Here is a 26,891-nt window from a genome sequence, read left to right as displayed (position 1 = left end):
CTCTGGTAAAACTATTTGAAGTTTAGCGTAGTCAATGATTACTCACAGTCACTCGCTGATTATTCGCCAATTTAGCTTGAATAGTACGTTCCGCCCAACGCAGCAAAGTCAATAGTTGACGCCGTTCATTCGCTTGTAAGCCGTTTTGCCGAAAGCGTGCTTCAATGCTTTTAATCCGATTTTGCTGATTGACTAAGATCATGCGCTCTTGCTCAGTCAAAGCACCTGTACGAGAGCCTTCATCAATTTTTCTCGTATGCTCCGCTTGGATAGCATTAATACTGCTTTTGATAGCTATAGGTGAAGCTTGTGCTAATGAACTCATTAACAACACACTCCCAAGAAAACCTCTCAACAAGATCGATTTGTTATTCATGTTATGCCCCTTAGATTATTTTGTTGCCCTAAAGTGAACACTGTTTCCCCGTTCACTGCTCAATAAGACGCCATATCAAAAAGAAGCGTTTGAAGCTTAATCATTAATTCATTTTATTTGCACATTTTATCCCGGATTTATACCCAGTCAGTCTAAATGTGTATTAACTCAGCATTTGCCCCTGCTATAACACCCAGATGAACTTGCTAAACTCTCGCTCGATTATCTACTTTGCTGTGGGTCTACTCTTAGGTGGCGAACTCAGCTATGTATTTGAATTCCATGCTAAGTATAGTTTAACTATTGAACCACAGTTGCTGAGTCAATTATTAAACTTATTACTGCATTTAACTATTTGGGGGGTAATGATCGGAGGGTTAACTGTTTTATTGAGTCGAGGCTTGGCATTAGTATTTTTGGAAGAAACAAAACCATCACGGAAATTACCAAAAAATACTTAGAGTTTAAAAAAATAATTAAATAAATTTATAAAAAAACGCCGCTTCAATGAGCGGCATTTTTGTTGCTAGTATCCCTAACTCTTATTGTTGACAGCCTGCCCACCAACACGGACGACTACGAATAAAGTTTAACAAAGCTTGGTGCTTATAAGCCTGTCCTAAAGGTTGATTGATATACTCTTTACTACCCCATGAGCCGTAACGACGATACGTGCGTGGGGAAGAATAATGTGCGAATAAAGTTCCTCCCTCCCGTTTCCAGCCTTCTAAGAACTGTGTATATAAAGCCCCCATACGTGGATGACGATTTGCTTGATAAAGCAGTGGATTCGGCATTTGCATATCATGGGTCGTTTTGAAGTCTACCAAGCCTTGACCCCCTTCATAAGCCATCAGAGGTAAACCATATTTGTCAGCAATGGCTTTTTGCTTACGAATGAAGCCGAGTAGATTGTTGATTGAATAGCGATACTGATCATCCGTCATTAATTTGAAGGTTTCATCCAGATTGCGTACTAACTGAATAGATTGATGATCACCAAAGAAATAGGGGGCAATCGCAAAGGCATCGGCTGATTTGTAAGCATCTTTGTGGCTCAGAATAGTTTCGGCAACTTCTTCATTGATGGTCCAGCCGGAAAGAATCCGCACTAAACGTTGTGTGCCACCAAAAACCTGCTCCCAAATCCGGAAGATTTCTACAGAACGCTCTGAGTAGTAACGATAACCCGCGCGGTTCTTATTCGTGTCTAAGTGTCGTGCCATCCCCATATCGCGCACATAGTTACCTTGGAGAAAAATAAAGTTCCAAGTTTCATTACTGTATTCAATATGTGGCTTTAAGTTTGGGCGTAAACGCTGCTTCACCAATTGGGCAAACTGTGTCACATAGTTATTATCCGCAGCATGATGGATAGTGAACCAAGGGTGTGCATTTAAGCGATTAGCTAACTCGATCTGAATTTCAATCGGAGCGCCACGGTTAGTTTGACTACCCCCCCAAGTTGCATCAGTCAGCTTTTGCCGCTGATTCCAAGAGCTTTGCGGATTATTGTTAATCCCGCTCATATTCATGAAGCGAATCGATTTGAAATCCTTCATATAGTCTAAATAATCAGGATTAAAAATTTGCTGTTCGTAATTTTGCACGAAGGCTTGGTAGTTGCCAGGGCAAGCACTTGCATTAGGCACACGTTTGTAAGGGTTATTCGTGCAGACTCCATCAGGAGGCAGAATGCGGATATTCCGAATGTAATTATTAGGGTTAGACTCAACAATTCGCAAGGTAGCATCAAATTTATTGTCATCGCCTGCGAACAGATCAATCGTGTCTTGACCTTGAGCTGCTTCAACTATTTTGGCATCACCACCGTATTGAATTTTGCCCTGACCCTCATACAGAACGGTATAACGCCCACCTGGAATGGCTTGTGCGGGTAGATTGCTTAAAAACCGTGTTCCTGCTATTTGGCCATTCAGACGTGCAGGCCAGCCATTCCCATCAAGTTGCACATTAGCGCCCGTCAACCAAGGACGTGCATCTTCAAAAGGTAAAGCAGCACGGAATAAATCAATGAAAGGGACGCTAGAGTCGTCTTCAGTCAACTCATTAGTATTCGATGCCAAGGGCGAGCTTTGATTATTTGCTAGAGCCAGTGGTGCAACCAAAGCGACACAAACCGTCGCTACGCTTAGCCCTATATGTTTCAACAGTAATGACATTAGCCTTATATCCTCATGTTTTTAGCTCATTCAGTTGGCACTAAGCCTAGCGTCTTGAGCCGTGCTTATAAAGTAGTGTATGACTAAATGTGTTGTTTTTTGCATAAAAGTGCGATTTAAACCAGTTTACCTAAGCTTCCTGCAAGCATTACAATGCTGCCCCCAACTAAAATTTTATATTTTCTCTAAACTTATTGGAGGCCACTGTGGCTATCGAACGTACTATTTCTATTATTAAGCCGGATGCGGTTGCGAAAAATGTTATTGGCCAAATTTATGCTCGTTTTGAAAATGCGGGTCTGAAAATCATCGCAGCACGCATGATTCATTTAAGCCAAGCTCAAGCAGAAGGTTTCTATGCTGTGCATAAAGAACGCCCTTTCTTCAAAGACTTGGTAAGCTTTATGACCTCTGGCCCGGTGATGGTGCAAGTGTTAGAAGGTGAAAATGCAGTGGCGAAAAATCGCGAGCTGATGGGTGCAACTAATCCAAAGAATGCAGACAAAGGCACCATCCGTGCTGATTTCGCCGATAGCATTGATGAAAATGCAGTACATGGCTCTGACAGTTTAGAAAATGCAGCGATTGAAATTGCTTATTTCTTCGGTAAAGACGGTGATCTTTGCCCACGTACTCGTTAATACTCTTTGAGTAAGGCTAAGGTCATCTGTGTCTGATAGTAATGCAAAAGTAAATCTCCTTGATTTCAGCCATGAAGCCTTGAAGGAATGGTTCGCTAGTGTGGGCGAGAAACCCTTCCGCGCGACGCAAGTCATTAAATGGCTCCATCAAATGGGAGTCAACGATCTTGCACAGATGACTAATCTTAGCAAACCACTGCGCGCCTTTTTACAGGAAAATGCTGAGATTCGTGCTCCAGAAATTGTGCTGGAGCAGCAATCTGCAGACGGTACTTGTAAGTGGGTATTGCGCTTAGCGGATGGTAATGCGATTGAAACGGTGTTCATTCCAGAAGAAGATCGCGGTACTTTATGCGTATCCTCCCAAGTCGGTTGTGCACTTGATTGCACTTTCTGTTCTACCGCGCGCCAAGGTTTTAATCGGAATTTGACGGTAGCGGAAATTATCGGGCAGTTGTGGATTGCAAAGCGTACCTTGCAAAAAGATCCCAAAGGGGAACGTGCAGTCACTAATGTAGTGATGATGGGCATGGGTGAACCTTTGCTCAATTTTGAACCTGTGGTTTCTGCCTTACGTTTAATGCTTGACGACAATGCCTATGGCTTAAGCCGTCGCCGCGTAACGGTGAGTACTTCGGGTGTCTTACCAGCGATGGGGCGTTTAGCGGATACACTAGATGTATCCTTAGCCGTATCCTTACATGCGCCGAATGATGAGTTGCGTAATCGCTTAGTGCCACTGAATCGCAAATATCCAATTAAGGACTTATTGGCAGCCTGCCAAAGCTTCCTTGATAAGAAAGATACCCAACGTAAGCATATTACTTGGGAATATGTGATGCTCGATGGAGTGAATGATACTGAGCAACATGCGCGTGAATTAGCAGCGTTGCTGCAGGGAATTCCCTCTAAAATCAACCTTATTCCTTTTAATCCTTTCCCTGATACGCGCTATAAGCGTTCCAGTAATAATCGCATTTATCGCTTCCGCGACATCCTGCAAGAGTCCGGTTATACTGTGATGACTAGAAAAACACGTGGCGATGATATCGATGCTGCTTGTGGTCAATTAGCAGGGGAAGTGAATGACCGTAGTCGCAGAGAGATCCATTTCGCCCGCATTGAACAAGGGCATTAAGGGCAAATAACAACGATGAGAATAACAACTAAATCGCTAGCCATCATGGTGCTGGCGGCTAGCCTATCTGCTTGTGCTAGCTCCGGCGGCACGAGTAAGAAAGAAACCGCAGAATACTATGCACAACTGGGCGCAGGCTACTTACAAAAAAATCGCTTAGAGCTCGCCCAAGAAAATCTTGATAAAGCTTTAAAAGTTAATCGTAACTCTAAGGATGCACTACACTATTCTGCCCTCTTGCAAGAGCGCTTAGGTAATATGCAGAAGGCGGATGGTTTGTTTAAACGTGCCATGCAGTTGGATGGCAAAAATCCTGAGCTACTGAATAACTACGGCTCGCATCTGTGCAAGCAAGGCAAATATAAATCGGCGGTTGCAGCCTTTAATGCTGCTTTGAAAGATCCTTTATATGAAACGCCTGAGTTTGCCTATACAAATGCAGGAGTGTGCTTGCAGAGTGCGAAAATCTCGGGTCAGGCTGAGGAATATTATCGTAAGGCTTTGGAGCGTAACCCAAACTTCCCACTCGCCTTATACCAAATGGCTGAATTAGAATATGCTCGTGGTGAAAATGCCAAAGCACAAGCTTTTCTTTATCGGTATAATGAGCGCGCTCAGAGCACAGCAGAAACCCTCTTCTTATGTTATAAGATCAATCGGGCATTAAATGATTCAACCGCCGCAGAAGAGTGTGCGACTAAGCTAGTAGCGCAATTTCCAAATAGCGCTGAAGCTAAACAGACTAACTGAAACCTGAACTATTAAGTATTTTGGAGTGGGGCGTGACGGACACTAACGCAGACATGGATGTAAAACCAGATGAGCAAGCAGTTGCTCCAACTGTGGTGGAAAAACGTGATGATGGTATTGTGCGTCCGGGTGATCTTTCCGCCAAATTGCAGGCTTGTCGCGAGCGAGCTGATTTAGACCAAGACCAAGCCGGCATTGCAATGCGTTTATCGCCTGCCATGATTAAGGCGTTAGAAACTGAAAACTTTGCTGAATTACCTGATCCACCTTATGTACGTGGCTATTTACGTAGTTATGCGCGCTTAGATGAAAGTGATCCACAGGATTTGATTCGCACTTATGAGTTATTGCGGGGTGCTGACCCTGATTCATTGACTACACCGCCTCCCATTTCCTTAACACGGGTTCAGCATAAGCAAGGTATTTCACCGACGACTATTCGCATGTTAGGACTGGTAGCTCTAGTGCTACTCCTTGGTGTCTTATCAATGATTCCGGGAATTAATCAGTGGGTTCGCCAAACTTGGCAATCTTTCGCAGCCGCCCAACCTGGTTCAGTACCAACAATGGCCTCTAAACCAGCACCTATTACTAACACGACTACGCCTGAGCCAGGGACAAGTACTGATCTGACAGCTTCTGGCCCAGTACCAACGATTAGCTCACCAGCCTTAGCAACTACTGCTCAAGATAGCCCTGCGCCAGTAAATAGCTCTGAAGCAGTACAACCTAGTACTACCCCACCTTCGACCGACCCAGCTGCCAGTACTACAACTTCAACAACTGCTAGTTCGAATCCTAGTGCTCCAACTACTTTAGCCTTGGCGACTCCAGCAGCAACCGCTCCAACTATTAATCCAGCCACACCGACAGGAACTGAAACAACGGCTGTTAGCACTTCAACAGCGACAACGCCTACAGCGACTAATCCTACTACCACAGCTGGAACTACACCTGAAACTACACCGACTACTAGCATAACGCCAGCTCCTACGCCTACTAATGGAGCTACCAGCACTGTAGTCACTGCAACTACACCAGCTGTGGGTACTAATCCTACGCCAACCACTGATCCTGCTGTTGCCACACCAGCCGCAGTTGATCCCAATAAACCGGCTGAAGCTACTGCTACTACACAGCAACCTATTGATGGTGAAGTCTTAGTACGCATGGAGTTTACCCAGGAAGTCTGGATGCAGATTAGAGATGGTGGCAACAAAGCGATCTTTGAATCCTTGAACTCACCAAATACGTGGAAACAATTCAAAACGCGCACACCTTTAACCTTTAAAATTGGCAATGCACCAGGGGTAAAATTGTATTTGAATGGTCAGGCTTATGATCATGCTAAATACACTCGTGGCAGTGTCGCGCGCTTTACAGTGAACTAATTCATGGCAAAGACTCTTCAATCGATTCGTGGGATGCATGACATCCTACCTGAGCAATCTGCTGCTTGGCAGTATTTAGAAAGCACCGTTCGCCAGTTATTAGCACGCTATAGCTACCGCGAAATTCGTACTCCCATTGTAGAAGTCACTGAGCTTTTCAAGCGTGCAGTCGGTGAAGTCACCGATATCGTTGAAAAAGAAATGTATACCTTCGAAGATCGGAATGGTGAAAGCTTGTCCTTACGTCCCGAAGGAACGGCCAGCTGTGTGCGTGCCGGAATTGAGCATGGCCTGTTTTATAATCAACAGCAGCGCATTTGGTATACTGGCCCGATGTTCCGCCATGAGCGCCCCCAAAAAGGTCGCTATCGGCAATTCCATCAAGTCGGTGTAGAAACCTTTGGGATTGCTGGCCCTGATATTGATGCTGAATTAATTGCTATTAGTGCGCGCCTTTGGCAAGAATTAGGCTTAAAAAATGTGCGGCTTGAACTCAATTCTTTGGGTACACCTACTTCAAGAGCAATCTATCGGGAGAAATTAATTGAATATTTCTCCGCTCATTTAGATGTCTTAGACGAAGAAGCCAAGCAGCGTTTACATAGTAATCCTTTGCGGATTTTAGACACTAAACATCCTGCAACGCGCCTTATTGCTGATGCTGCACCCAGCTTACATGATTATTTAGACCCAGAGTCTAAGCAGCATTTTGAGCAACTGTGCAGCATGCTAGAGGCAATGGGTATTCAGTATGTGATCAACCCACGTTTGGTACGTGGTTTAGATTATTACACGCGCACGGTGTTTGAATGGATCACTGAAGAGCTAGGCGCTCAAGGGACTATCTGTGCAGGTGGTCGTTATGATGGTCTAGTCAGTCAAATGGGTGGGCAGGAAACGCCTGCTTGTGGTTTTGCGATGGGCATGGAGCGTTTGTTGGAATTAATGCAAGTTCAAGAACAAGCTTTAAGTGCAACTGCACCCGATCTTTACCTAGTACTAGCGGGTGAGCAAGCCAGTTCGGCCGGGATAGTTTTGGCAGAAAAATTACGCACTGAATTACCAAAACTTAAGCTGCAAGTGAATGCAGGCGGTGGCAGTATTAAAACCCAAATGAAACGCGCGGATAAAGCCGGTGCTCGTTATGCTTTGATTTTAGGTGAGCAAGAATTAGCAGCTGGCACCATTGGTTTTAAGCCGATGCAAGACGCTACAGCCAACCAAGTTAGTTTGAAACTTACTGAGCTGGGTCAATACTTGGCTAGTCAACTTAATTAAACAGTTAATAAGTAAATAGAAGCATCTAGATGAAGGGGTTAACGCATGATTGATTATAATAAGACCGATGATGAACAGGCCGAGGATCTTAAAGCGTGGTGGAAAGAGAATGGCCTTTCGGTTGTTGCTGGGATTGCTTTAGCGATTGCTGCCCTGTTTGCTTGGGAATATTGGCAAAAATACCAGATAAAAACGATGGAAGGTGCCTCAACACTTTACAGTACCCTGCAAACCACTGCGGATGATGCGGTAGCTGCGAAAGCTATCCAAGAACTGCAAACTGAGTACCCCAAATCCCCTTATGCAGCTTTAGCTTCTTTAGAAACCGCTAAAAAGCATGCTGAAAAGGGTGAATATGAGCCTGCAATTACTGCTTTACGTTGGGCCATTGATCATACTAAAGATGTCGATTTAAAGAATGTGGCGTCCGTGCGTTTAGCCCGTGTTTTGGCTTCTGCGGGCAAATACGACGAAGCCTTAAAACTAGCCAGCCAAAGTTATAGTGCGTCTTATGAATCGATCTTAGAAGAAATCAAAGGCGATATTTACAGCGCCCAAAAGAAAACTGAGGATGCACGTAAAGCCTATGAACGTGCTATTCTGGCTGCAAAAAATAATTCTAGCGAACTGATTAAGATTAAACTTGATAATCTAGGCAAGGGAGCCTAAGCGCATCCATGAGATCTTTAGCTACACTGATTACTGGTCTATTTTTAGCAGCGAGCTTAACCGCTTGTAGTAGCTTTTCCAATCTGATGCCTGCTAAAGATCCCAATCCACCTAAAGAATTAAAAGCGCTTCAAGCCACCGCCAATGCACAAACTTTATGGAAAGTCAGTACTGGCAGCAGTGATAAAGACTATGTACGTTTATACCCTTATGTGGATGAGGCCTTAGTCATTGTAGCGGGCGGTGGCTCAGCTAGTGCTTGGGACAAACGTACCGGAGCTTCCATTTGGAAAACGCCCATCAGTGAAGAAGTGACGGGTGGTGTCAATGGCGGTGAGGGCTTAGTCTTTTTAGGTACTAGTGAAGGTAGTGCCATTGCCCTAGATCGTCAAACTGGCAAAGTGCGCTGGATTGAACATCTCAATAGTGAAGTTTTATCCGTTTCTACCGCCAGTAAAGGGCGCGTCGTCTTTCGTACAGGTGACGGGCAATTAAGCGGTTTATCCACGCAAACCGGTGAAATTGTTTGGCAGCAAATTCGTGAAACCCCTGCTTTATCTTTACGCGGTGCAGGTGTACCTTTAATTGTTAGCGGTGCAGTGATTGCAGGTTTTGATAATGGCACAGTGACTGCTTTCGATTTAGAAACGGGTACTGGTTTGTGGGAAGCGATTCTCTCAGTACCACGGGGTAGCAGCGATTTAGATAAAATTATCGATGTTGATGGGCGTATTAAACAAGTGGGTTCAGCTCTATTTGCTGCGAGCTACAATGGACAAATCGCTGGTATTCGCCTGCAAGATGGGGCTTTAGGTTGGTCACAGCCTTATTCGAGCTATGCAGGCGTGGATGCCGATGCGAATGGCTTGTATAGCACAGACGTTGAAGGCAATATCTGGAAGATTAATCCCCAAAGTGGCGCACCGATTTGGAAAATGGATGATTTACAACGTCGCACGCCCACTGCACCCACTATTTTGGGTAGCTATCTAGTAGTAGGCGATTATGCAGGCTATTTGCATTGGATTAATAGCAGTAATGGTCAAACTGTAGCACGTTTACAGGGTGATACTGCTGGTTACACAGTTCCGCCGGTCAGTGATGGTCAGGTGATTTATACTTTTGGCAAGAGTGGCGTGTTAGCGGCTCATGCCCTGAAATGATGATGAGTAAATGAGACCGGTTTTTGCCCTTGTTGGACGCCCAAATGTAGGTAAGTCTACCCTGTTTAATCGCTTAACACGCTCCCGTGATGCTTTAGTTGCGGATTTCCCTGGTTTAACCCGTGACCGCAAATACGGCACAGGTGAAATGTTCGACCGTGACTATTTAGTCATTGATACCGGCGGTTTAAGCGGCGAAGAAGCAGGCATTGATGAGCAAATGGCACGTCAAACCTTAGCCGCTGTCGCAGAAGCGGATGCGATGATGTTCATTGTCGATGGCAAAGAGGGCTTAAGCGCCGGCGATGAATATATTGCTCAACAGTTGCGGGTAACAGGTAAACCTGTATTTCTAATTATCAATAAAACCGACCGAGTTGACCCTGACCAAGCCGCTGCCGAATTTTATGGCTTAGGTTTTGCTGAAGTTTATAGTATCGCCGCAGTGCATGGCCGTGGTGTCACTTCGATGATGGATGACATTCTCAGCCACTTCCCCACTGACGAAGTTGATGAGAACCTTGAGCCTGAGGAAGGTGAAGAGCAGTCGATTCGGATTGCCTTTGTTGGTCGCCCGAATGTTGGTAAATCGACTTTGGTGAATCGGATCTTAGGTGAAGAACGGGTTATTGCTTTTGATGAACCTGGCACTACCCGCGATAGCATTTTCATTCCATTTGAACGTGATGGCAAGCAGTACACCTTGATTGATACGGCTGGAGTGCGCCGTCGTAGTCGCGTGAATGAAACTATTGAAAAATTCAGTATCATCAAAACTCTTGATGCAATTCGTGAAGCGCATGTTGTAATTATGCTTGTCGATGCGCATGATAGTGTCACCGATCAAGATGCCCATTTATTAGGTTTAATTCTGGATGCGGGTAAAGCACTGGTCTTAGCCATCAATAAATGGGATGGATTAGAAAGTGATGAGCGCGATCGGATTAAGGGTCAGCTTGAAGTTAAGCTACCTTTCTTAGATTTCGCAGAGAAGCATTTTATTTCTGCGCTGCATGGTACAGGTGTCGGTTTATTGTATAAATCGATTCATGCCGCTTACGATTCAGCGATGCTGAAAGTCCCGACTTCACGTTTAACCCGTATTTTAGAAAATGCAGTACAAATGCATCAACCACCGCTAATCGGTGGTCGTCGTATTAAACTACGTTACGCCCATCAAGGTGGCAGCAATCCTTTCCTAGTGGTGATTCACGGTAATCAGACTGATAAAGTACCACCTGCTTATGAGCGCTATTTAATTAATTATTTCCATAAAACTTTGAAATTAACTGGCACTCAAGTCAAAATTGAATTTAAAACCGGCGAAAATCCTTTCGAGGGTCGGCGTAACAATCTAACACCACGGCAAATTCATAAGAAAAAACGTTTAATGAAGTTTGTTGCTGGGAAAAAATAACGACTAACACACGAGGGTAGTGTGGAACATAGTACCAACCTGTTACAAGGTATCTTATTGCTATTGGTCATGTCAGTAGCCTCTGTGGCTGCGTTTCGTACTTTCAAATTACCCCCGATTCTCGGTTATCTCTTGGTTGGAGCCTTAAGCAGTGAGAATGCTTTAGGATGGCTACCTGAAAATAATTCTATTGAGTTTATGGCTGAGGTAGGTGTGGTTTTCCTACTCTTTGCGATTGGCCTTGAATTTTCTGTCAGTCAATTTATGGCTATGCGCCGCACCGTCTTGGGTTTAGGCGGTTTGCAAATGGTCTTTTCCACCCTGATTGGTTTTATTTTGCTCAATTATCTGAATGTCAGTTGGCAAGGTGCCATTGTAGCTGCTGGGGCTATGGCTTTGTCCTCAACTGCAATTGTCGTCAAGCAGCTAACTGACCAAGGTGAAATGCATGAGCGGCATGGGCAATTAGCCTTAGGAATTTTGCTATTTCAAGATATTGCGGTCGTCCCTTTCATCATTGCAATTCCCTTATTAAGCAACAATACCGAGGCTGATCCTGATTTTATCGTAATGGCTCTACATGCCTTTGGGAATATGTTGGTCTTAGCGATTATGCTAGTGACTGCACATTATGTGCTGCGACCTTTATTCCAAAAAGTTGCGAATGCACAATCGGTTGAGCTATTTAATATCACCGTCTTACTGGTAGCACTGACTTCTGCTTGGGTTACCCAATCTTTGGGTATGTCCTTAGCCTTAGGCGCGTTTCTAGCCGGCATGATGCTGAGTGAAACTGAATATAAACACCAAATTGAAACAGAAATTCGCCCATTCCGTGATATTTTAATGGGTTTATTCTTCATTACTGTAGGTGCTAAATTAAACCTCGCTGTGCTCCCTGAATTGTGGCTATCAATTCTCTGGCTATTACTAGGTATTGTGGTATTTAAAGCGGTCTTAATCGGTGGTTTAGTGCGTTTGTTTGGCAATAATAAGGGCATTGCCGTACGCACTGGCCTAGTGCTTGCCCAAGGGGGGGAATTTGGCTTTGCTTTACTCTCGCTCGCTTTGAGCTATGGCTTACTCACTGCCGATGAAGTACAGGCTGATTTAGCCGCCATTGTGATTAGTATGGCGATTGCGCCCTTAATTATCCGTTCTAATGATAAAGTAACTCGTAAACTCCTCAGTGATAGCTACTTGCGTCAACGTTATAAAGATGCTCATGCCTTCCGCCAAGAAGTCAAAGAAATTGATAACCATGTAATTATTTGCGGTTATCGTCGTGTCGGCCAAGGTTTAGCACGCTTACTTGAAGAACAAGGTGTGCCTTATCTAGGTTTAGAACTCGACTCTAAAATCGTTACTGAAGCTTGGGAGGCGGGTGAAAGTGTTTATTATGCAGATGCCAGCCGTACTGAAATTTTAATGGCGGCAGGTATACAGCGCGCTAGGCTAGTGGTCATTACCGTGGTAGACACTGAAATCGCTAAGGAAATTACTGAAGCAGCGCGCAAAAAGAATAAGAATATCCCGATTGTAGTACGTGCACGTGACGATACCTATTTGGAAGCATTGGTTAAATTAGGTGCTACTGAAGTGTTGCCGGAGTCGCTCGAAGCCAGCGTTATGGTAGCACGCCGCGTTTTAGAAAAATTAGAGCTGCCTAATGAAGAAATTGAGCAAGTCGTTGGTCGCATCCGGATTGAGGGCTATAAGCAACTCAAAAGCTTCTTCCACGGTACTCCACAAAAGGCTACCAGTAAGTCAGAAACCTTCTTACACAGTATTGTCTTATTAGAGACCGATAAAGCGGTGGGTAAACGCATTGCCGACCTAAATCTAGCAAGCATGGGTATTACCTTAAAAGCACTCAAGCGTGGAGAAATTCGTGGTGACCAACCCTCTCCAGATATGATCTTACAAGCGGACGATACCTTAATTATTGAAGGCAAAGCGGATCGTTTTAAGGAAATTGAGAAAAAGATTCATGGCGAACGCAAAGAAAAAGAAGCCAAAGATAAAGAAGCTAAGTTAGCGGTAGACCCAGTAAGCGTGGTTAGCTCACCCGTTTTAGCTCAAGTAGAGGCTGACTTAACTAAAACTGACACTTAAATTTCCATTTTGCTTTATTTTTTCATATATTTTTATTATTTCTTATACAATATGTTCATTAAACAAGCATTTTGTAACTCAGGATTTACTAGCTAGAAGTCGACAATCTACTCCACTTATCTGCATAAAATCTACGCCTATCCAGCATTTCATGAATAATTTCTAGACCGTGGTACTCTTTTAGTCAGCTTATGCGTTTAGTAAGTGGTTTCCAGTGATTTTTTTGCTGAAAATTCACGCTAATTAAGCACTGTTATACATTTCGGGCGCGCTATACTTTCAAGCAAACCTCCTCAGGATTGTTGGCAGAACTAAGAAGCAGAATTTGAAGCATAAATAGATATTGGAAAATTTTAAAAAAGTCATTAATGACTAATACGCATGCTGAGTATCTGATGGGTAAAGCCCTTAAGTTTCAAGGCTCTAGGTTAAGGACAACACGAAGAACTTATCACTTAATTTAGAGTCTAACAGGAAGCTTGTGGCTCCAAGCATCAGGGCTATACATGACTTTTACAGCGTGGATGCTGACCTCCGCGTGAAGGATCACAACGGATGGCATCTGGACAGGACAACCAGTGAGTCAGGTTATAAACACAGTATGTTTACAATCGTGTCCCGTACAGCTAGCTGCAATTACTGCAATTAGGAATAAGTGCTGCACAAGGGCTCCATATAATTAAAGGTTACAGGAAATGAATACAGCAACTCGCGCCTTAGACTCTTCACTCTCTGAAACGGTATCTCGTACTCTGCAAGAATATTTAGATACTTTAGGTGACCACGAAGCCAGCAATATCTATCGCTTGGTGGTGGATGAAGTCGAGCGTCCTATGTTAGAAATCATGATGCGTTATACTCATGGAAACCAATCTCGTGCAGCTCAGTGTATGGGAATTAATCGCGCTACCTTACGTACCAAATTAAAGCGTCATAATTTGCTGTAATGCTAGCTCAGTTCGCAGCACTATCTCTCAAGTTTACTAAGCTTCCTGTGCTATAACAGGAAGCTTAAACCTCAAATCTAAATCTCTACCCCGTATTGCTGACGATAGGCTTGAATAGCTGCTAATAATTGAGGTTCATCAATCTGTTCCTGCACATGCTGAATAACATTGTTTAAGCCAACAATACTAATCACCGGCACCCCAAAATTTGTTTGTACTTCTTGTACAGCAGATAAAGCCCCCTGACCACGTTCTTGCCGATCCAGTGAAATCGACACCCCCGCTAAATTTGCACCCTGCCCTGCTACTATAACAGCGGCCTCGCGAATAGCTGTCCCAGCGGTCATGACATCATCAATTACTAAGACACGTCCTTTTAAGGGTGCACCAACAATCGTTCCACCCTCACCATGATCTTTCGCCTCTTTGCGGTTAAAGGCATAGGGGTAATCTAAACTGTGCTTTTCATAGAGTGCAATAGCAACCGAAGCTGCTAAAGGAATACCTTTATATGCAGGGCCAAATAGCATATCGAATTGAATACCTGATTCCACAATAGCCTGTGCATAAAACTGCCCTAAACGACTTAAAGCTGAACCCGTTTGAAACAAACCTGCATTGAAAAAGTACGGGCTAACACGCCCTGATTTCAGGGTATACTCGCCAAAGCGTAAAACACCTTGTTGCAAAGCGAATTCTAAAAAAGCTTGTTGATAGGGTTTCATTGGGCACTCTCTCATTAATCAGTTAGCGCCGGCATCATACCAGAAAAGCCGTTAATACAGAGTGCCTCTAACCACGTGGTACATGTTCCCACAGCAAACAACCACTGGGTGGTTGATAGCTCATGAGATCAAAACCTAACTGCGCCGCGGCTTCAGGTTCAATTTCAGTGATACAAGCCTCTTTCAACTGATCTACGCTTAAGCCTTTAGCCGAACTAAGATTAGTAAACTCAATCAAGGCGAGTCTCAGCGACGTATTGGTCAGATCAGTATGGCTCAAATCAGCCAAACTGAGATTGGTATAATCAAGATTCGCGTTTTTAAAGCTCGCACCGCTAAGCTTACTATGAGTGAAATCGGCAAGACTTAAATTCGCGCCCTCAAAATTGCGGCCGGTTAAATCGGTATTTTGGGCTTGATACAGTGGTGTACTCAGTGAGCCAACCGCATAACTTACTGAGTGAAAACCTAAACTTAGCGCTAGACCCGCGTAGCAGACTAAGCTCCTTATCCTTGGAACTTGCATCATAACACTCCATGTTATTTTAATTCATTCCCTTAAAGTGTAGCGCGTTAACTCAGCTTTACCAGCCCTTCTTAACTGGGAAGCTCTGCTAATTGCATCCCCATTTTCACGCCTTGATCAGCTTGAGTTTCCCCCCAATTCCAATCGCCTTTTTCTAGAAGCACAATAACGGTTGAACCCATATTGAAACGTCCCATTTCAACACCTTTGGCTAAGTTAACATTGGCATACTGATCAACACGTACGACCGATTGATTAGGCGGGGTAATCAATCCTGCCCACACGGTTTCAATCGCGGCTACATTAATCGCACCTACTAACACCAGCGCCATTTTGCCAAATTCAGTCTCAAAAATAGCCGCAACGCGCTCATTACGAGCAAATAAACGCGGAATCGTACGTACCGTATGCCCTGCAACACTAAATAAACGTCCTGGTATATACACTTGCTCCATTAACTGCCCTGCCAAAGGCATATGAATACGGTGATAATCACGGGGTGAGAGATAAATGGTCGTGAATTGGCCATTTAAAAAGGGTGCAGCACGAGCTGTATCACCACCTAATAGTTCTACTACCGAATAGTCAAAACCTTTGGCTTGAAAAATACGCCCAGAACGAATCGTATCAACTTGGCTAATTTTACCGTCAACTGGGCTGGCTAATACTCGAGCACCACTCGCAATAGGCCGCAATTCAGGTTTTAGACTGCGCGTAAAGAAGGCATTAAAAGTTGTATAAGCCTGCGGATTAGTTTGCTCGGCCTCACTCATGTCTACTTTAAAAGCCTTAATAAACTGGCGAATCGCGGGCTGAGTCCAGTTAGACTCAATGCGCGTCAACCGATAAACCAAACGTGAAATAGCATGATGTGGCAGCGGATAAAGCGGCCAGGCTTTTAAATAATCAGATAGCGGCATTAGGCTTGGCAAATAACTAATAAATGCTGGATGATACGGCAATTTAGTCGAAAGGAATACACTCGATGGCGCAGCCCGCTCTCACTGAACTCTCTAGCATTCTTGATTTTATCCGTTGGGGAGCTAGCCAATTTCGCGCAGCGGAGTTAAGTTTTTCGCACGGTATGGCCTCTGCTTTAGACGAAGCGGCTTATTTAGTGCTGCACAGCCTACACTTGCCTGTGGATACCCCTGAATTATATTTCAGCAGTAAACTCACTCAGGCTGAAAAGATAAAAGTCATGGACACTTTAGAGCGGCGGATTATTGAGCGTAAACCTGCAGCTTATTTAACTAATGAAGCTTGGTTTGCAGGTTTACCTTTTTACGTGGATGAACGCGTGTTAGTGCCTCGCTCGCCAATTGCAGAATTAGTAGAAAAACAATTTTATCCGTGGACGGATGAATCACAAGTTGCACATATTTTAGATTTATGTACGGGCAGCGGCTGCATTGGTATTGCTTGTGCCTACGCTTTTCCACATGCGGAAATCGATTTAAGCGATGTGTCTGCTGATGCCCTTGCGGTTGCTAAACTCAATATTGCACGTCATGGGGTACAGGCTCATGTTCAAGCGCTTGAGTCTGATCTATTTACTCATTTAAGCAGCAAGCGTTATGACCTAATTGTCAGCAATCCACCTTATGTCGATGCGGCTGAAATTGCTGAAATGAGTATTGAATTTCAGCATGAACCTTTAATCGGTTTAGCAGCAGGCACCGATGGTTTAGATATTGCGCATCGTATTTTAGCCTCTGCTCGTGAGCATTTAAGTGAACATGGCATTTTGATTGTCGAAGTCGGCAATAGCCAATTTGCGCTCACCGAAGCTTATCCAGAAGTACCTTTCCAATGGCTGGAATTTGAACGGGGCGGAGATGGGATCTTTTTATTGACAGCAACTCAATTGGATGAACACGCCGCTGCTTTCAAAGCGGCTGCGGCCAAGCTGCTTTAAACTGTTGATAATGTTCCGCAAAGATCTGCTCTAGCTCATCAATAATCTCTGTTGCAGGCCGCCCTTTAATCATATGAGCGGCCATCAAATCAGAAGTCGGTGAAAGTAAAGCATCAGGGCTGAGCATCGGATAACTAGCTTTTAAACGTTTAATAGCCTTAACCACACTTTCCGTAGCCGGACGTTCGAGCAACTCTGGCTCTGGGCAAACTTGCTCAACCTTTAGCTCAGACGAGTTAAGCACAAGAAACTCAGCAAATTTAAGCAAAGTGGCTTGATCATGAGCTTGTAACTCACGAAATAAACTGCGTAAGCGTTTTTCTTGGGGAGTACTGCTACCCTGCCCTAGTGTTGGTAACATGGTTGGCCTATTTCAACAGCTATGTTTCAGCAAGCTTTCAAACCTAAACTTGAGTTAATTAAGCATCAGCCTTTTTTGCTCGCTGGCAATAAACACGCGCAAACTCTAACAGTTCTTCCATCGCCGGTACTTTAAACTTTTGGCGCTGACGCACAAAAGAAAAATCACGGGTTAATGGTGGATCGAGCGGCTTGGAGACTAAAGAACCTAATTTAATCTCTTTGCTAATGCTAGCACTTGAGACTACGGAAATGCCCATACCAGCTTCCACTGCGCCTTTGACGGCTTCAGGACTTCCTAGCTCTAAGCAGTTGTTTACAGCATGCTTATCAGCACCGTGGGCAAATAAATAATCTACCATTACTTCACGAGTACCAGAGCCTTCTTCACGACAGATCAAGGAATACTTGACTAAATCCTTAGCGGTGACTTTATCTAAGTTAGCTAATTCGTGACTAGGTGGACAAATTAAGACCATTTCGTCCGTGCGGCACACCTCTACTAATAAGTTTTTATTGGTGACAGGGCCTTCAACTACACCTAAATCAATGACATTGTTTTCCACCATAGAAACGATGCCTTCGGTATTAGAGACTCTTAAACGCAACTTGATGTCGGCATTTTTTGCTTTAAAGTCACCCAATAATGAAGGCAACATATATTCAGAAATCGTGGTACTCGCACCAATAGTTAGAGAGCCACTAATGTCATCGGTCATCTCGCGAATGGCATTTTCCATTTCACTATAAAGATCGAAGATCTTTTCAGAATATTCATAAACCACTTGACCCGCTTCGGTGAGGGTAACACGGTTATGGGTGCGATCGAACAGGCGGGTATCAAACTGCTCTTCCAACTGGCGGATTTGAAAGGTCACAGCAGGCTGGGTCATATGAAGTACTTCAGCTGCTTTGGTGAAACTAAGCAAACGGGCAACCGCGTGGAAGACTTGTAATCTTCTGTCTGACATTTAGAACTATTCTCCTTGTTAGTGACACTGCTTAGGTCAGGTATGAGGGGGTTATCTCACTATTCCCTGAACTTATTTACCGGTCATCCATTACCGGATATTACCGTTTAATTTGACGATAAAAAATACCAGTTTATAAAAAATCTCTATCAACGACTCGACAAATACTATCATTAGAATAGGACAATTCTGTACAAACGGGGCTAGTTCATACTACTAAAGCAAATTTTTTTGATAAGAGGCACAAGATTAACTACTAAATGTAGGATTTTTACGCGCTTTTGTCATTGTCCACTGAGGGTTCACTGGCTTTTTTTAGGGCATCCTTGGACTGATGGGGAATGCGGGGGTCATCATCATCCATCAAAATTCGATATGCAGGCCCCTCTAAATCATCATATTGCCCACTACGCACCGTATAAATAAAGGCAATCACTACAACAATCATGACTCCAATAGCAATTGGAATCAGCATATATAAAGCTTCCACGGTGAATCACCTAAAAATGTTTTAAGCGTAGTGAATTCAACACCACAATCAAAGAGCTGGCTGACATCCCAATCGCTGCCATCCACGGAGCAACCAAGCCAGTAGCCGCTAAAGGAATAGCTAACAGATTATATCCAATTGTCCAAACGAAATTTTGTTTAATAATGATTTGCATACGTCGAGAGGTGTTAATCGCAAATGGCAGTTGTTGTAAATTTTCTGAGAGTAACACCATATCAGCGCTCGCTTGCGCCAGTTGCGAACCACTACCCATCGCAATCGAAACCGCCGCACCCGCTAACACCGGAGCATCATTGACCCCATCACCGACCATTGCCACAATCTTGCCCTGAGCCTGCAAAGCTTTTACATAAGCTAATTTATCATTAGGCAATTGCCCACCTAGAGCTTTAGCAATGCCTAACTGCCCTGCCACCTTCTGCACAACTGCCGGATTATCACCACTTAAAAGGCTAATATTAATACCTGCTGCACTCAGTTCTTGAAGCGCTTCTTTCGCTCCAGCACGGATTTGATCGGCTAAAGTCATTTGTGCCAACCAACCAGCACTTGAACCTAAATAGACTTGGGAGTCAGTCGAGCTTACGGAATACGCTGCAGGTAATGCTGTTTGAGTTAACTCCCCAACAAAATTCAATGTGCCTAAGCGATAACACTCACCTTGCCAGTAACCTTGTACACCTCGCCCAGACTCTGAGCTTAGTTGACTAAGCACATAAGGCTCATGGCTTAGCTGCATCATCGCTTTAGCCACCGGATGTTCAGAAGCTTGCTCTAAGCCCACCGCTAATGACTTGCAAACAGATTCAGATAAAGCACCTGATGCTTTAAAATCAACAACGGCTAGTTGTCCATAGGTCAAAGTACCCGTCTTATCTAAAATCAGCTCATCAATCCGTGCCAGCGTTTCTAAAGCATGCCCGCGGGTCGTGAGCACTCCTTTCGAAGTTAACAGCCCTGTCGCAGCGGTTAAAGCGGTAGGGGTAGCCAAAGAAAAGGCACAAGGACAGGTAATCACTAGCACCGACAGCGCAATCCAAAACGCCTCACTGGGTTGCGATTGATGCCAATAAAGAAAAACCGCTGTAGCGGTGAGCAAAATCAGTGGTACAAAGCGTGAGGAAACTTTTTCAGCTAAACGTGCAAGCTCTGGCTTCTCAGCTTGAGCACGCTCCAGTAAGCGGATAATCGCTGCTAGTACAGTATTATCACCAACTTGGCTGACTTGCATGGTTAAAGGGCTTTCAATATTCACTGTGCCGCCGACTAGTTTATCGCCTTCAATTTTACGACAAGGCAAGCTTTCACCAGTCAACAAAGCTTCGTTAGTACTACTGACTCCTTCTAAAACCAGACCATCAGCAGGCACGACCTCACCCGGTTTAATCAGGACTTGATCACCACTGACTAACTGACTAACCGGTACGACCTCTTGCTTGCCTTCTTTTAACAAAGTCGCTGTGGCGGGCATCAAACGCACTAACTCTTCGGCGACCTGCCCTGCTTTATGCCGCGCATTCATTTCTAAATAGCGCCCAGTCAGCAGGAAAAAAGTGAACATCGTCACCGAGTCAAAATAGACCTCGCCCCCCCCCATCACGGTTGCCCACACACTAGCGGTAAAAGCAATTCCGATACCAATGGATACAGGAACATCCATCCCAAAGCGTCCACGGCGCAAATCGCGCCAAGCGGATTGGAAAAAGACCCGTGCTGAATAGAAGATGACAGGCACCGTCATGACTAAACTGATCCAGCGTAAGAAACTACGCATTTGCCCATCCATATCGGAGACCGCACCGATATACATGGCGGCTGCCACCATCATCACCTGCATCATGCCTAAACCTGCTACTGCAATTCGACGTAAAGCAGCAGACTTTTCTTTCTTTTGCAGGGACTCTAAGCGCCCTGGATCAAAAGGATGCGCATGATAGCCAATTTCACTAATCGCTTGTAAAACGGTACTTAATTTAAGTTGGCTAGTATCCCAACGTAAAGTGGCGCGATGCGTGGAATAATTGACTCTAAAATCCAGCACGCCAGGCAATTGCTTAACATGCCGCTCATTCAGCCAAACACAGGCCGCACAGACAATACCTTCGAGAATGAGAGAGGCTTCACGGACGTTGCCAGCGGTTGCGCGCACAAACGAGCGCTGCAAATCGACACTATCGTAGACTTGCAAATCACGTAGTTGTTCAGGAATTAAATCTTCTGGGCGCGAACCAATATCGGTACGGAATTTATAAAAATCAGTGAGCTGATTCGCTACAATGGCCTCAGCAACCGCTTGGCAGCCTGAACAACATAGGGCTTGTTCCCGACCATCAATCGCAACTAAATAGCTAGCACCCGAGGGAATCGGCGAACCGCAATGGAAGCAATCCGCCACCAGTTCAAAGGTTTCTGGCTTAGCCATGACTAACCAGCAAGAGCAGAGACTTGGGTGGTCCCTTTGACTTCATGTACTTCATCACCACGCTGAATGCGCAAAACTACTGTCCAAGACCCCGGCTCATCTAGCAAAATGCTCTGTCCATAATTCCCTGAACCACTTTCTGGCAAACTGAAATGCTTATCTTTAGTTTTATCCGCTGGACGTAAAAAACTCACTTCAACTGTAGCACCCGTAATCGGTTGGCCTGCTTTGTCCAAGACATTAATACTAAACACCGTCGGTTGACCTATCCGTGGTGTTTGTTGCCAACCATTTTTCACTTGCCAACCACGCTCTTTTTGCACTTCGAGTTGATCTAAATGCTGATTAAATTGAGCGTATTTTTCTTTAAAATCATGCGGTACAGGCCCTGGAAATACTGAGGTAACTGGGCCTGTGGCAAACCGTGGCTCAGGAAGAAAACGCGCAACAAACTCACTACTCGCCCCTTTATTAGCTAGCGTGATAATAATGCTATCAATCGTTGCTAAAGTAATGAAGAAGATAACAATAATGGCGGGAGCCCAATGAAACCAAGCCTTTTTGGACTGTTCAGTCGCTTGCCCTAACTGTGTATCTAAACGCTGCCGATTACTGCGATGGCTAGTGATAATCCCTAAGCCATAACCACTCATGACAAAAAAGGCAAAGTGAATCGCAAACACATCCACACCGGCCCAATGCGTAGCGGCTAGCGGAATGTAAATGCCCATGACAATCAGGATGGTTACTAACGCAGCTAACTTGTTATTCCATTTTAAGCCAAGATAAAACAGAAAAAACAATGTAAAGGAGGCAAATACGCCAGTTCCTAAGGTCGTTAGTAAGCTGTAACTCTCCATATCCTAGGCCTTGCTCCTTAGGGCATCATAAATTGAGAAGGTATGATAACAGGATCAGTGACTTCACCGCTCGTTGGCTCCAGTTTAAAGTGGAATTCACGATTACGTTTACTCCCAGCACGTGCTGCTGCAGGCTGTTTCACCTTCGCAAAGACACGAATACTGCTATCAGGTCCTAAACTAATATTGTTTGGATCAACTTGCCCAAGCGATAAGCTTGCACCTTCCAAATCTGCCAAACTAATCCGATAAGTCGCTGATGCTTGGGTTTTATTGTTGATCTTCACTTCGTAACTGTTTTGGATACTGCCATCAGATAACACCACATATAAAGGACTGCGCACTTGTACAGCAGTGGCCTCTAACATTTTCGTACTGGAAATACTCCAAACTAAATAAATAGCTGCCAATAAAGTTGCCAATCCATAACCAATGGTACGCAGTTTCAGGAAATGAGTTTTCTTACCTTCTAAGCCATTTTCAGAGGTATAGCGAATCAAACCGCGCGGCCACTGATACTTATCCATAATGCTATCGCAGGCATCGATACATAAAGCACAGTGAATACAACCGATCTGCAAACCCTCGCGAATATCAATTCCCGTTGGACAAACCTGTACACATAGACCACAGTCTACACAATCGCCATGCCCTTGAGTTTGACGTACAGCACGATCTCGTAAATCTTTTATTGGAGTCGCCCGTCCTGTAGTCCCTTCACCGCGCTTTTGATCATAGGACACAATCATGGTGTCTTGATCAAACATCACACTTTGGAAACGTGCATACGGGCAGACATGCAGGCAAACATATTCACGCATCCAACCCGCCGCTAAATAAGTAGTGATCATTAAGAGAAAAGCGGTGAAATAAGCAGCACTGGGCGCATTACCAGTGAAGAAATCTTTGGTCAGGGTAAAGGCATCACCCCAATATAAAACGAAAGTCAAACCCGTCCATAGGGATAAAGCTAACCAAGCCGCATGCGTCGCGCCGATTTTCAGAAGTTTTTCTTGATTCCAAGCCTGCTTTTCTAAACGAATCCGTGCAACCCGATCACCTTGAATGGCTTTTTCAATAAAGCGAAACGCATCCGTCCATAAGGTTTGAAAGCAAAAATAACCACAAAAAACCCGCCCCAATAAAGTCGTCACAAAGAACAGCAAGACAGCGGCTAAGAACAGCAAAGCGGTCAACCAGAACACATCTTGCGCATGCATCACTAAACCAAACAGATAATAGCGACGTGAGGGAATATCAAACATGACGGCCTGATCTGGCCCTACCACTCGCTCCCAACGAATCCACGGCAAAATAAAGAAAACCGCATAGGCCAGCACCATAATGCCCGTTTTTAAATTACGGAAACGCCCTTGGATCGAACGGGGTTGGATGACGTTCTTTGGCTGAATGACTTGCACATTGCTCATAACGACTTTGGATCTCAAATTAGAATGGTCGGGCATGCTACCCGCAAGGAGATATTTTACCTTGAGGGAGATCAAGAGGGAACAGGAATTTTAGAGAATGCTAATGAATTAAAATAATGGAATTTCAAGCCGAAACATCAGATTGAAAGCAGTAATCCAAGCAGAATTTCGTCTATTTTTCGGAAAAATTTCGGGGTAAATTGCTATGTATTTACTACTATTAGACAAACTTAAGAAGCTAGAAAAAGGCTTTTTATTGCCTAAAAGTAGTACAATCTAAGCGCAAATATCATTCATGGAGATGGTTATGTTCGTCTCCAACAACAGTCAACTACTATGGCAGACTGTGGGGTGAGTACGTGTGGCTTTCCATCATCTCCAACCACTAACAATCGTAGGGGATTTGTTTCTCAAACCTGTGGCAACTGGAGTGACAGTACCCAACGCTGTGGGGCGTTTAGTGGCAATATTAATCTAGCTACAGTTGGTGACTATTGTGTGGCTGTGCGAACTGATCTGGGTGAGGAAGTGATCGTACACGCTAGGCTCAAGAAAAAATAAGATTAAAAAGAATCGTCTGCTAAGCGATCTGAGGCTGATCGACTCAACCAACCCTCAGGGTAAGTAGGGAACAACAATTAATTTAGCTAGTTCAATACGAAGAGGAGTTTAAAGAAATGCCAATCAATCCTTTACTATCATCAAGTAGCCACTGGCGGCTTGATCTTAAGCAGCCATGCCTAAGCTTAGCAGCCATCTTGCTAGCGACCAGCCTAGGTGAACCAGCGTGGGCGGTTGATTATACCTTTAGCTGCAAAGATATTGGGGGGACGAATTGCCCTAGCGACGAATTTGATGCCATAACCACTGCTGACGGCAATTCTGCGCCTGTAGTTATCACTTCCAAAATTACAGTACCTGTTGGCATTTGCCCAGGTGGTATAGCAGATGTCAATATTTTTACTGACATTTCCACAGACTATGTCAATGATATTTATTTTGGCGTTTTTGCCCCTACTAGCTTCAAAGGAATATATTTAGTTAATAGAGCATGTAGTGGTCAGAATAATATTCAAGCTACCTTTGATGATGAAGCCCCTATTAAAGTAGATGATAATTATATCTGTAGCAGTAATCCTGCTATTAGTGGTTCAGTCAAACCTCTAGATTCTTTAGCTGACTTAGATGGTGCTACAAAGTCGCCTTCAGGTATTTGGAGCCTATTTGTGGGAGATGCGAGTTATCAAGATGCGACCAAACTAAATAACTGGAAGCTCCAACTGGAGTGCATTCCCCAATTATCGATCGCTAAGGTCACAGATGGGGCTGAGCCTAGTACGAAGGGGCAATTTCAAGTCACTGTCAATCCAGTAAATAACACCGGTGCTGCCATCACAGGCATGGTCACTTATAGCGGAACCGCCACTAAGGGCATCGACGCTAGTAATGGCACTGACTACATTGCTCCAGCCACTTTTAGCATCCCCAATGGCGCTAGTACGGTGACTCTCGATTTCACTATTATCAATGATACCGAGGCCGAAAGCACTGAAACGGTGATAGCAACCATTTCCGCACCCTCCAATGGCTCGATTGGCACTGCCACAGCTACGGCGAATCTAGTAGATAATGACACCTACACTGTTTCGATTGCCAAAACCGCCGATGGCGCTGAACCCAGCACCAATGGACAATTCACAGTGACGCTCTCACCAGTCAATACGACAGGGTTCCCCATCACAGGAACCGTGGCATATAGCGGTACTGCCACTAATGGGACTGACTACAATAATGCACCCGTCACATTCAGTATTCCTCAGAGTGCTAGCAGTGCAACACTAGACTTCACCACTATCGATGATACGGCGGTAGAAGGCGTTGAAACCGTGATAGCCACTATTTCTGCCCCCTCTACTGGTACGATTAGCACAGCAACAGCCACGGCCAATCTGGCGGATAATGACAACTACACACTTTCGATTGCTAAAACCACTGATGGTGCAGAACCTAGCACCAACGGACAATTTACTGTCACTGTTTGGCCAGCTAATACCTCAGGTGCTCCCATCACAGGGACTGTTGCTTATACCGGCACGGCGACCAGCAATACAGATTACACAGCCCCCCCTACCAGCTTCAACATACCGAATGGCTCGTCAACCGCTACTCTCAATTTCGCGGTGATTGATGATACGGCGGTAGAAGGCACTGAAACAGTGATTGCAACAATTTCCAATCCTTCGACTGGGACGATCACAACAGCCACTGCTACCACCAACTTAGCTGACAATGATGCAGAAACTAATTACCAACTGTCCATTGCCAAAACTACCGATGGCGCAGAACCCAGCACGGCAGGGCGGTTTACGGTAACGTTATCTCCCGCCAATGCAACCGGTGCTGCTATTACTGGTACGGTCGCTTATAGTGGAACCGCAACCAACGCGACCGACTACACTGCACCAACTAGCTTCAGCATCCCGAATGGTTCCTCTACCGCAACTATTGATTTCGCAGTGATAGACGATACTGCAGTGGAAGGTAATGAGGCAGTGATCGCAACCTTGTTGAATCCTTCTACTGGCACGATTACTACCGCAGCGGCTACGGCCAACCTAGCGGATAATGATGCCGAGACGAACTATACGGTTTCGATCAACAAAACCACTGATGGTGCTGAACCAAGCACGAATGGGCAATTTACTGTCACTGTTTCGCCAGCTAATACCTCCGGTGTTCCCCTCACTGGGACTGTCGCTTATACCGGCACGGCTACTCACGGCACTGACTATACTGCGCCGGTATCTTTTAACATCCCAAATGGCTCCTCTAATGCTAACCTTCCCTTTAGCGTTATTAATGATAATGAAGCTGAAGGTCCTGAGACGATCATTGCTACCATCAATTTAACTACTCCGGCTAATAATCTTAAGACTGCCAGAGCAAGCACCGCTGAATTGGTTAATTTAGGTAACAATAGTGCTAGTGCAGTTATTAATGATGACGACACTAGTACACCCATTCCCATTTTCAGCCCCTTTAGCTTACTAGCCTTATTAGCCGGCTTGGCTTGGTTGGGATGGAGGCGCAAAGCTTAAAT

General features: G+C 44.6%; 23 protein-coding genes. 12 read left to right on the top strand and 11 right to left on the bottom strand.

Features of this window, described 5'->3' with window-relative positions; genetic code table 11:
- Window positions 1–31: 31 nt before the first annotated feature.
- Both Q0230_RS13115 and Q0230_RS13110 read right to left on the bottom strand, forming a co-directional pair.
- A complete protein-coding gene (locus tag Q0230_RS13115) occupies window positions 32–325 on the bottom strand; it encodes a hypothetical protein (RefSeq protein ID WP_298610602.1) in 294 nt (97 codons plus the stop codon).
- Between the two features lie 593 nt (window positions 326–918).
- Entirely contained in the window at window positions 919–2,559 is a 1,641-nt protein-coding gene (locus Q0230_RS13110) for a hypothetical protein (RefSeq protein ID WP_298610601.1), read from the bottom strand.
- Between the two features lie 206 nt (window positions 2,560–2,765).
- Between Q0230_RS13110 and ndk the strand changes: the two genes are divergently transcribed.
- The 10 genes from ndk to Q0230_RS13060 all read left to right on the top strand — a co-directional run bounded on the left by ndk (window position 2,766) and on the right by Q0230_RS13060 (window position 14,068).
- Window positions 2,766–3,200, top strand: a complete 435-nt coding sequence (gene ndk, locus Q0230_RS13105) for a nucleoside-diphosphate kinase (protein WP_298610600.1) — start codon at window positions 2,766–2,768, stop codon at window positions 3,198–3,200.
- 28 nt (window positions 3,201–3,228) lie between these two features.
- Window positions 3,229–4,338, top strand: coding sequence for a 23S rRNA (adenine(2503)-C(2))-methyltransferase RlmN (gene rlmN, locus Q0230_RS13100; RefSeq protein ID WP_298610599.1), 1,110 nt, complete (start codon window positions 3,229–3,231; stop codon window positions 4,336–4,338).
- A gap of 15 nt (window positions 4,339–4,353) precedes the next feature.
- The gene (pilW, locus tag Q0230_RS13095; RefSeq protein ID WP_298610598.1) at window positions 4,354–5,088 is read left to right on the top strand and encodes a type IV pilus biogenesis/stability protein PilW; all 735 of its coding nucleotides are present in this window, start codon (window positions 4,354–4,356) and stop codon (window positions 5,086–5,088) included.
- A 32-nt stretch (window positions 5,089–5,120) separates the two neighbouring features.
- Complete coding sequence (locus Q0230_RS13090; protein WP_298610597.1) at window positions 5,121–6,479, top strand: helix-turn-helix domain-containing protein; 1,359 nt, start codon at window positions 5,121–5,123, stop codon at window positions 6,477–6,479.
- A gap of 3 nt (window positions 6,480–6,482) precedes the next feature.
- On the top strand, window positions 6,483–7,757 hold the full coding sequence (gene hisS / locus Q0230_RS13085) for a histidine--tRNA ligase (protein ID WP_298610595.1): 1,275 nt from the start codon (window positions 6,483–6,485) through the stop codon (window positions 7,755–7,757).
- Between the two features lie 45 nt (window positions 7,758–7,802).
- The gene (locus Q0230_RS13080; RefSeq protein ID WP_298610593.1) at window positions 7,803–8,426 is read left to right on the top strand and encodes a tetratricopeptide repeat protein; all 624 of its coding nucleotides are present in this window, start codon (window positions 7,803–7,805) and stop codon (window positions 8,424–8,426) included.
- 8 nt (window positions 8,427–8,434) lie between these two features.
- Window positions 8,435–9,589: an outer membrane protein assembly factor BamB gene (gene bamB / locus Q0230_RS13075; protein WP_298610592.1), complete on the top strand. Its 1,155-nt coding sequence runs from the start codon at window positions 8,435–8,437 to the stop codon at window positions 9,587–9,589.
- Between the two features lie 10 nt (window positions 9,590–9,599).
- Window positions 9,600–11,006 carry a ribosome biogenesis GTPase Der gene (gene der / locus Q0230_RS13070; RefSeq protein ID WP_298610591.1) on the top strand — a complete coding sequence of 469 codons (1,407 nt, stop codon included), beginning with the start codon at window positions 9,600–9,602 and terminating at the stop codon, window positions 11,004–11,006.
- A gap of 21 nt (window positions 11,007–11,027) precedes the next feature.
- A complete protein-coding gene (locus Q0230_RS13065) occupies window positions 11,028–13,121 on the top strand; it encodes a monovalent cation:proton antiporter family protein (RefSeq protein WP_298610590.1) in 2,094 nt (697 codons plus the stop codon).
- 695 nt (window positions 13,122–13,816) lie between these two features.
- Window positions 13,817–14,068 (top strand): helix-turn-helix domain-containing protein, encoded by a 252-nt coding sequence (locus tag Q0230_RS13060; protein ID WP_298610589.1) that lies wholly within the window; start codon window positions 13,817–13,819, stop codon window positions 14,066–14,068.
- Between the two features lie 77 nt (window positions 14,069–14,145).
- Here Q0230_RS13060 and pyrE read toward each other — a convergent pair whose 3' ends face one another.
- From pyrE to asd, 3 genes are all read right to left on the bottom strand, one after another.
- On the bottom strand, window positions 14,146–14,793 hold the full coding sequence (gene pyrE, locus Q0230_RS13055) for an orotate phosphoribosyltransferase (protein ID WP_298610588.1): 648 nt from the start codon (window positions 14,791–14,793) through the stop codon (window positions 14,146–14,148).
- Window positions 14,794–14,860: 67 nt separating this feature from the next.
- The gene (locus tag Q0230_RS13050; RefSeq protein WP_298610587.1) at window positions 14,861–15,322 is read right to left on the bottom strand and encodes a pentapeptide repeat-containing protein; all 462 of its coding nucleotides are present in this window, start codon (window positions 15,320–15,322) and stop codon (window positions 14,861–14,863) included.
- Between the two features lie 68 nt (window positions 15,323–15,390).
- On the bottom strand, window positions 15,391–16,239 hold the full coding sequence (gene asd, locus Q0230_RS13045) for an archaetidylserine decarboxylase (protein ID WP_298610586.1): 849 nt from the start codon (window positions 16,237–16,239) through the stop codon (window positions 15,391–15,393).
- A gap of 65 nt (window positions 16,240–16,304) precedes the next feature.
- Here asd and prmB point away from each other — a divergent pair, with 65 nt between their 5' ends.
- The gene (gene prmB, locus Q0230_RS13040; protein ID WP_298610584.1) at window positions 16,305–17,237 is read left to right on the top strand and encodes a 50S ribosomal protein L3 N(5)-glutamine methyltransferase; all 933 of its coding nucleotides are present in this window, start codon (window positions 16,305–16,307) and stop codon (window positions 17,235–17,237) included.
- Here prmB and Q0230_RS13035 read toward each other — a convergent pair.
- From Q0230_RS13035 to ccoG, 6 genes are all read right to left on the bottom strand, one after another.
- Window positions 17,209–17,598, bottom strand: coding sequence for a hypothetical protein (locus tag Q0230_RS13035; protein WP_298610583.1), 390 nt, complete (start codon window positions 17,596–17,598; stop codon window positions 17,209–17,211). The two genes, prmB and Q0230_RS13035, sit on opposite strands and share 29 nt — an antisense overlap.
- Before the next feature lie 58 nt (window positions 17,599–17,656).
- Complete coding sequence (locus Q0230_RS13030) at window positions 17,657–18,568, bottom strand: LysR family transcriptional regulator (protein WP_298610582.1); 912 nt, start codon at window positions 18,566–18,568, stop codon at window positions 17,657–17,659.
- Window positions 18,569–18,839: 271 nt separating this feature from the next.
- Complete coding sequence (gene ccoS, locus Q0230_RS13025; protein ID WP_298610580.1) at window positions 18,840–19,058, bottom strand: cbb3-type cytochrome oxidase assembly protein CcoS; 219 nt, start codon at window positions 19,056–19,058, stop codon at window positions 18,840–18,842.
- Between the two features lie 10 nt (window positions 19,059–19,068).
- Window positions 19,069–21,501: a heavy metal translocating P-type ATPase gene (locus tag Q0230_RS13020; RefSeq protein ID WP_298610579.1), complete on the bottom strand. Its 2,433-nt coding sequence runs from the start codon at window positions 21,499–21,501 to the stop codon at window positions 19,069–19,071.
- A gap of 2 nt (window positions 21,502–21,503) precedes the next feature.
- The gene (locus tag Q0230_RS13015) at window positions 21,504–22,361 is read right to left on the bottom strand and encodes a FixH family protein (RefSeq protein WP_298610578.1); all 858 of its coding nucleotides are present in this window, start codon (window positions 22,359–22,361) and stop codon (window positions 21,504–21,506) included.
- Between the two features lie 17 nt (window positions 22,362–22,378).
- On the bottom strand, window positions 22,379–23,827 hold the full coding sequence (ccoG, locus tag Q0230_RS13010) for a cytochrome c oxidase accessory protein CcoG (protein ID WP_298610577.1): 1,449 nt from the start codon (window positions 23,825–23,827) through the stop codon (window positions 22,379–22,381).
- 641 nt (window positions 23,828–24,468) lie between these two features.
- On the opposite strand from ccoG, the gene Q0230_RS13005 reads away from it, so the two are divergent.
- Window positions 24,469–26,889 (top strand): Calx-beta domain-containing protein, encoded by a 2,421-nt coding sequence (locus Q0230_RS13005; protein ID WP_298610576.1) that lies wholly within the window; start codon window positions 24,469–24,471, stop codon window positions 26,887–26,889.
- Window positions 26,890–26,891: the final 2 nt, after the last annotated feature.

Source organism: uncultured Thiothrix sp. (genome assembly GCF_937876535.1).
In the GTDB taxonomy this organism is placed as follows: Bacteria; Pseudomonadota; Gammaproteobacteria; order Thiotrichales; family Thiotrichaceae; genus Thiolinea.
Note: the sequence above shows the minus strand (reverse complement) of the source record. Positions and strands in the feature narration are given on the sequence as shown.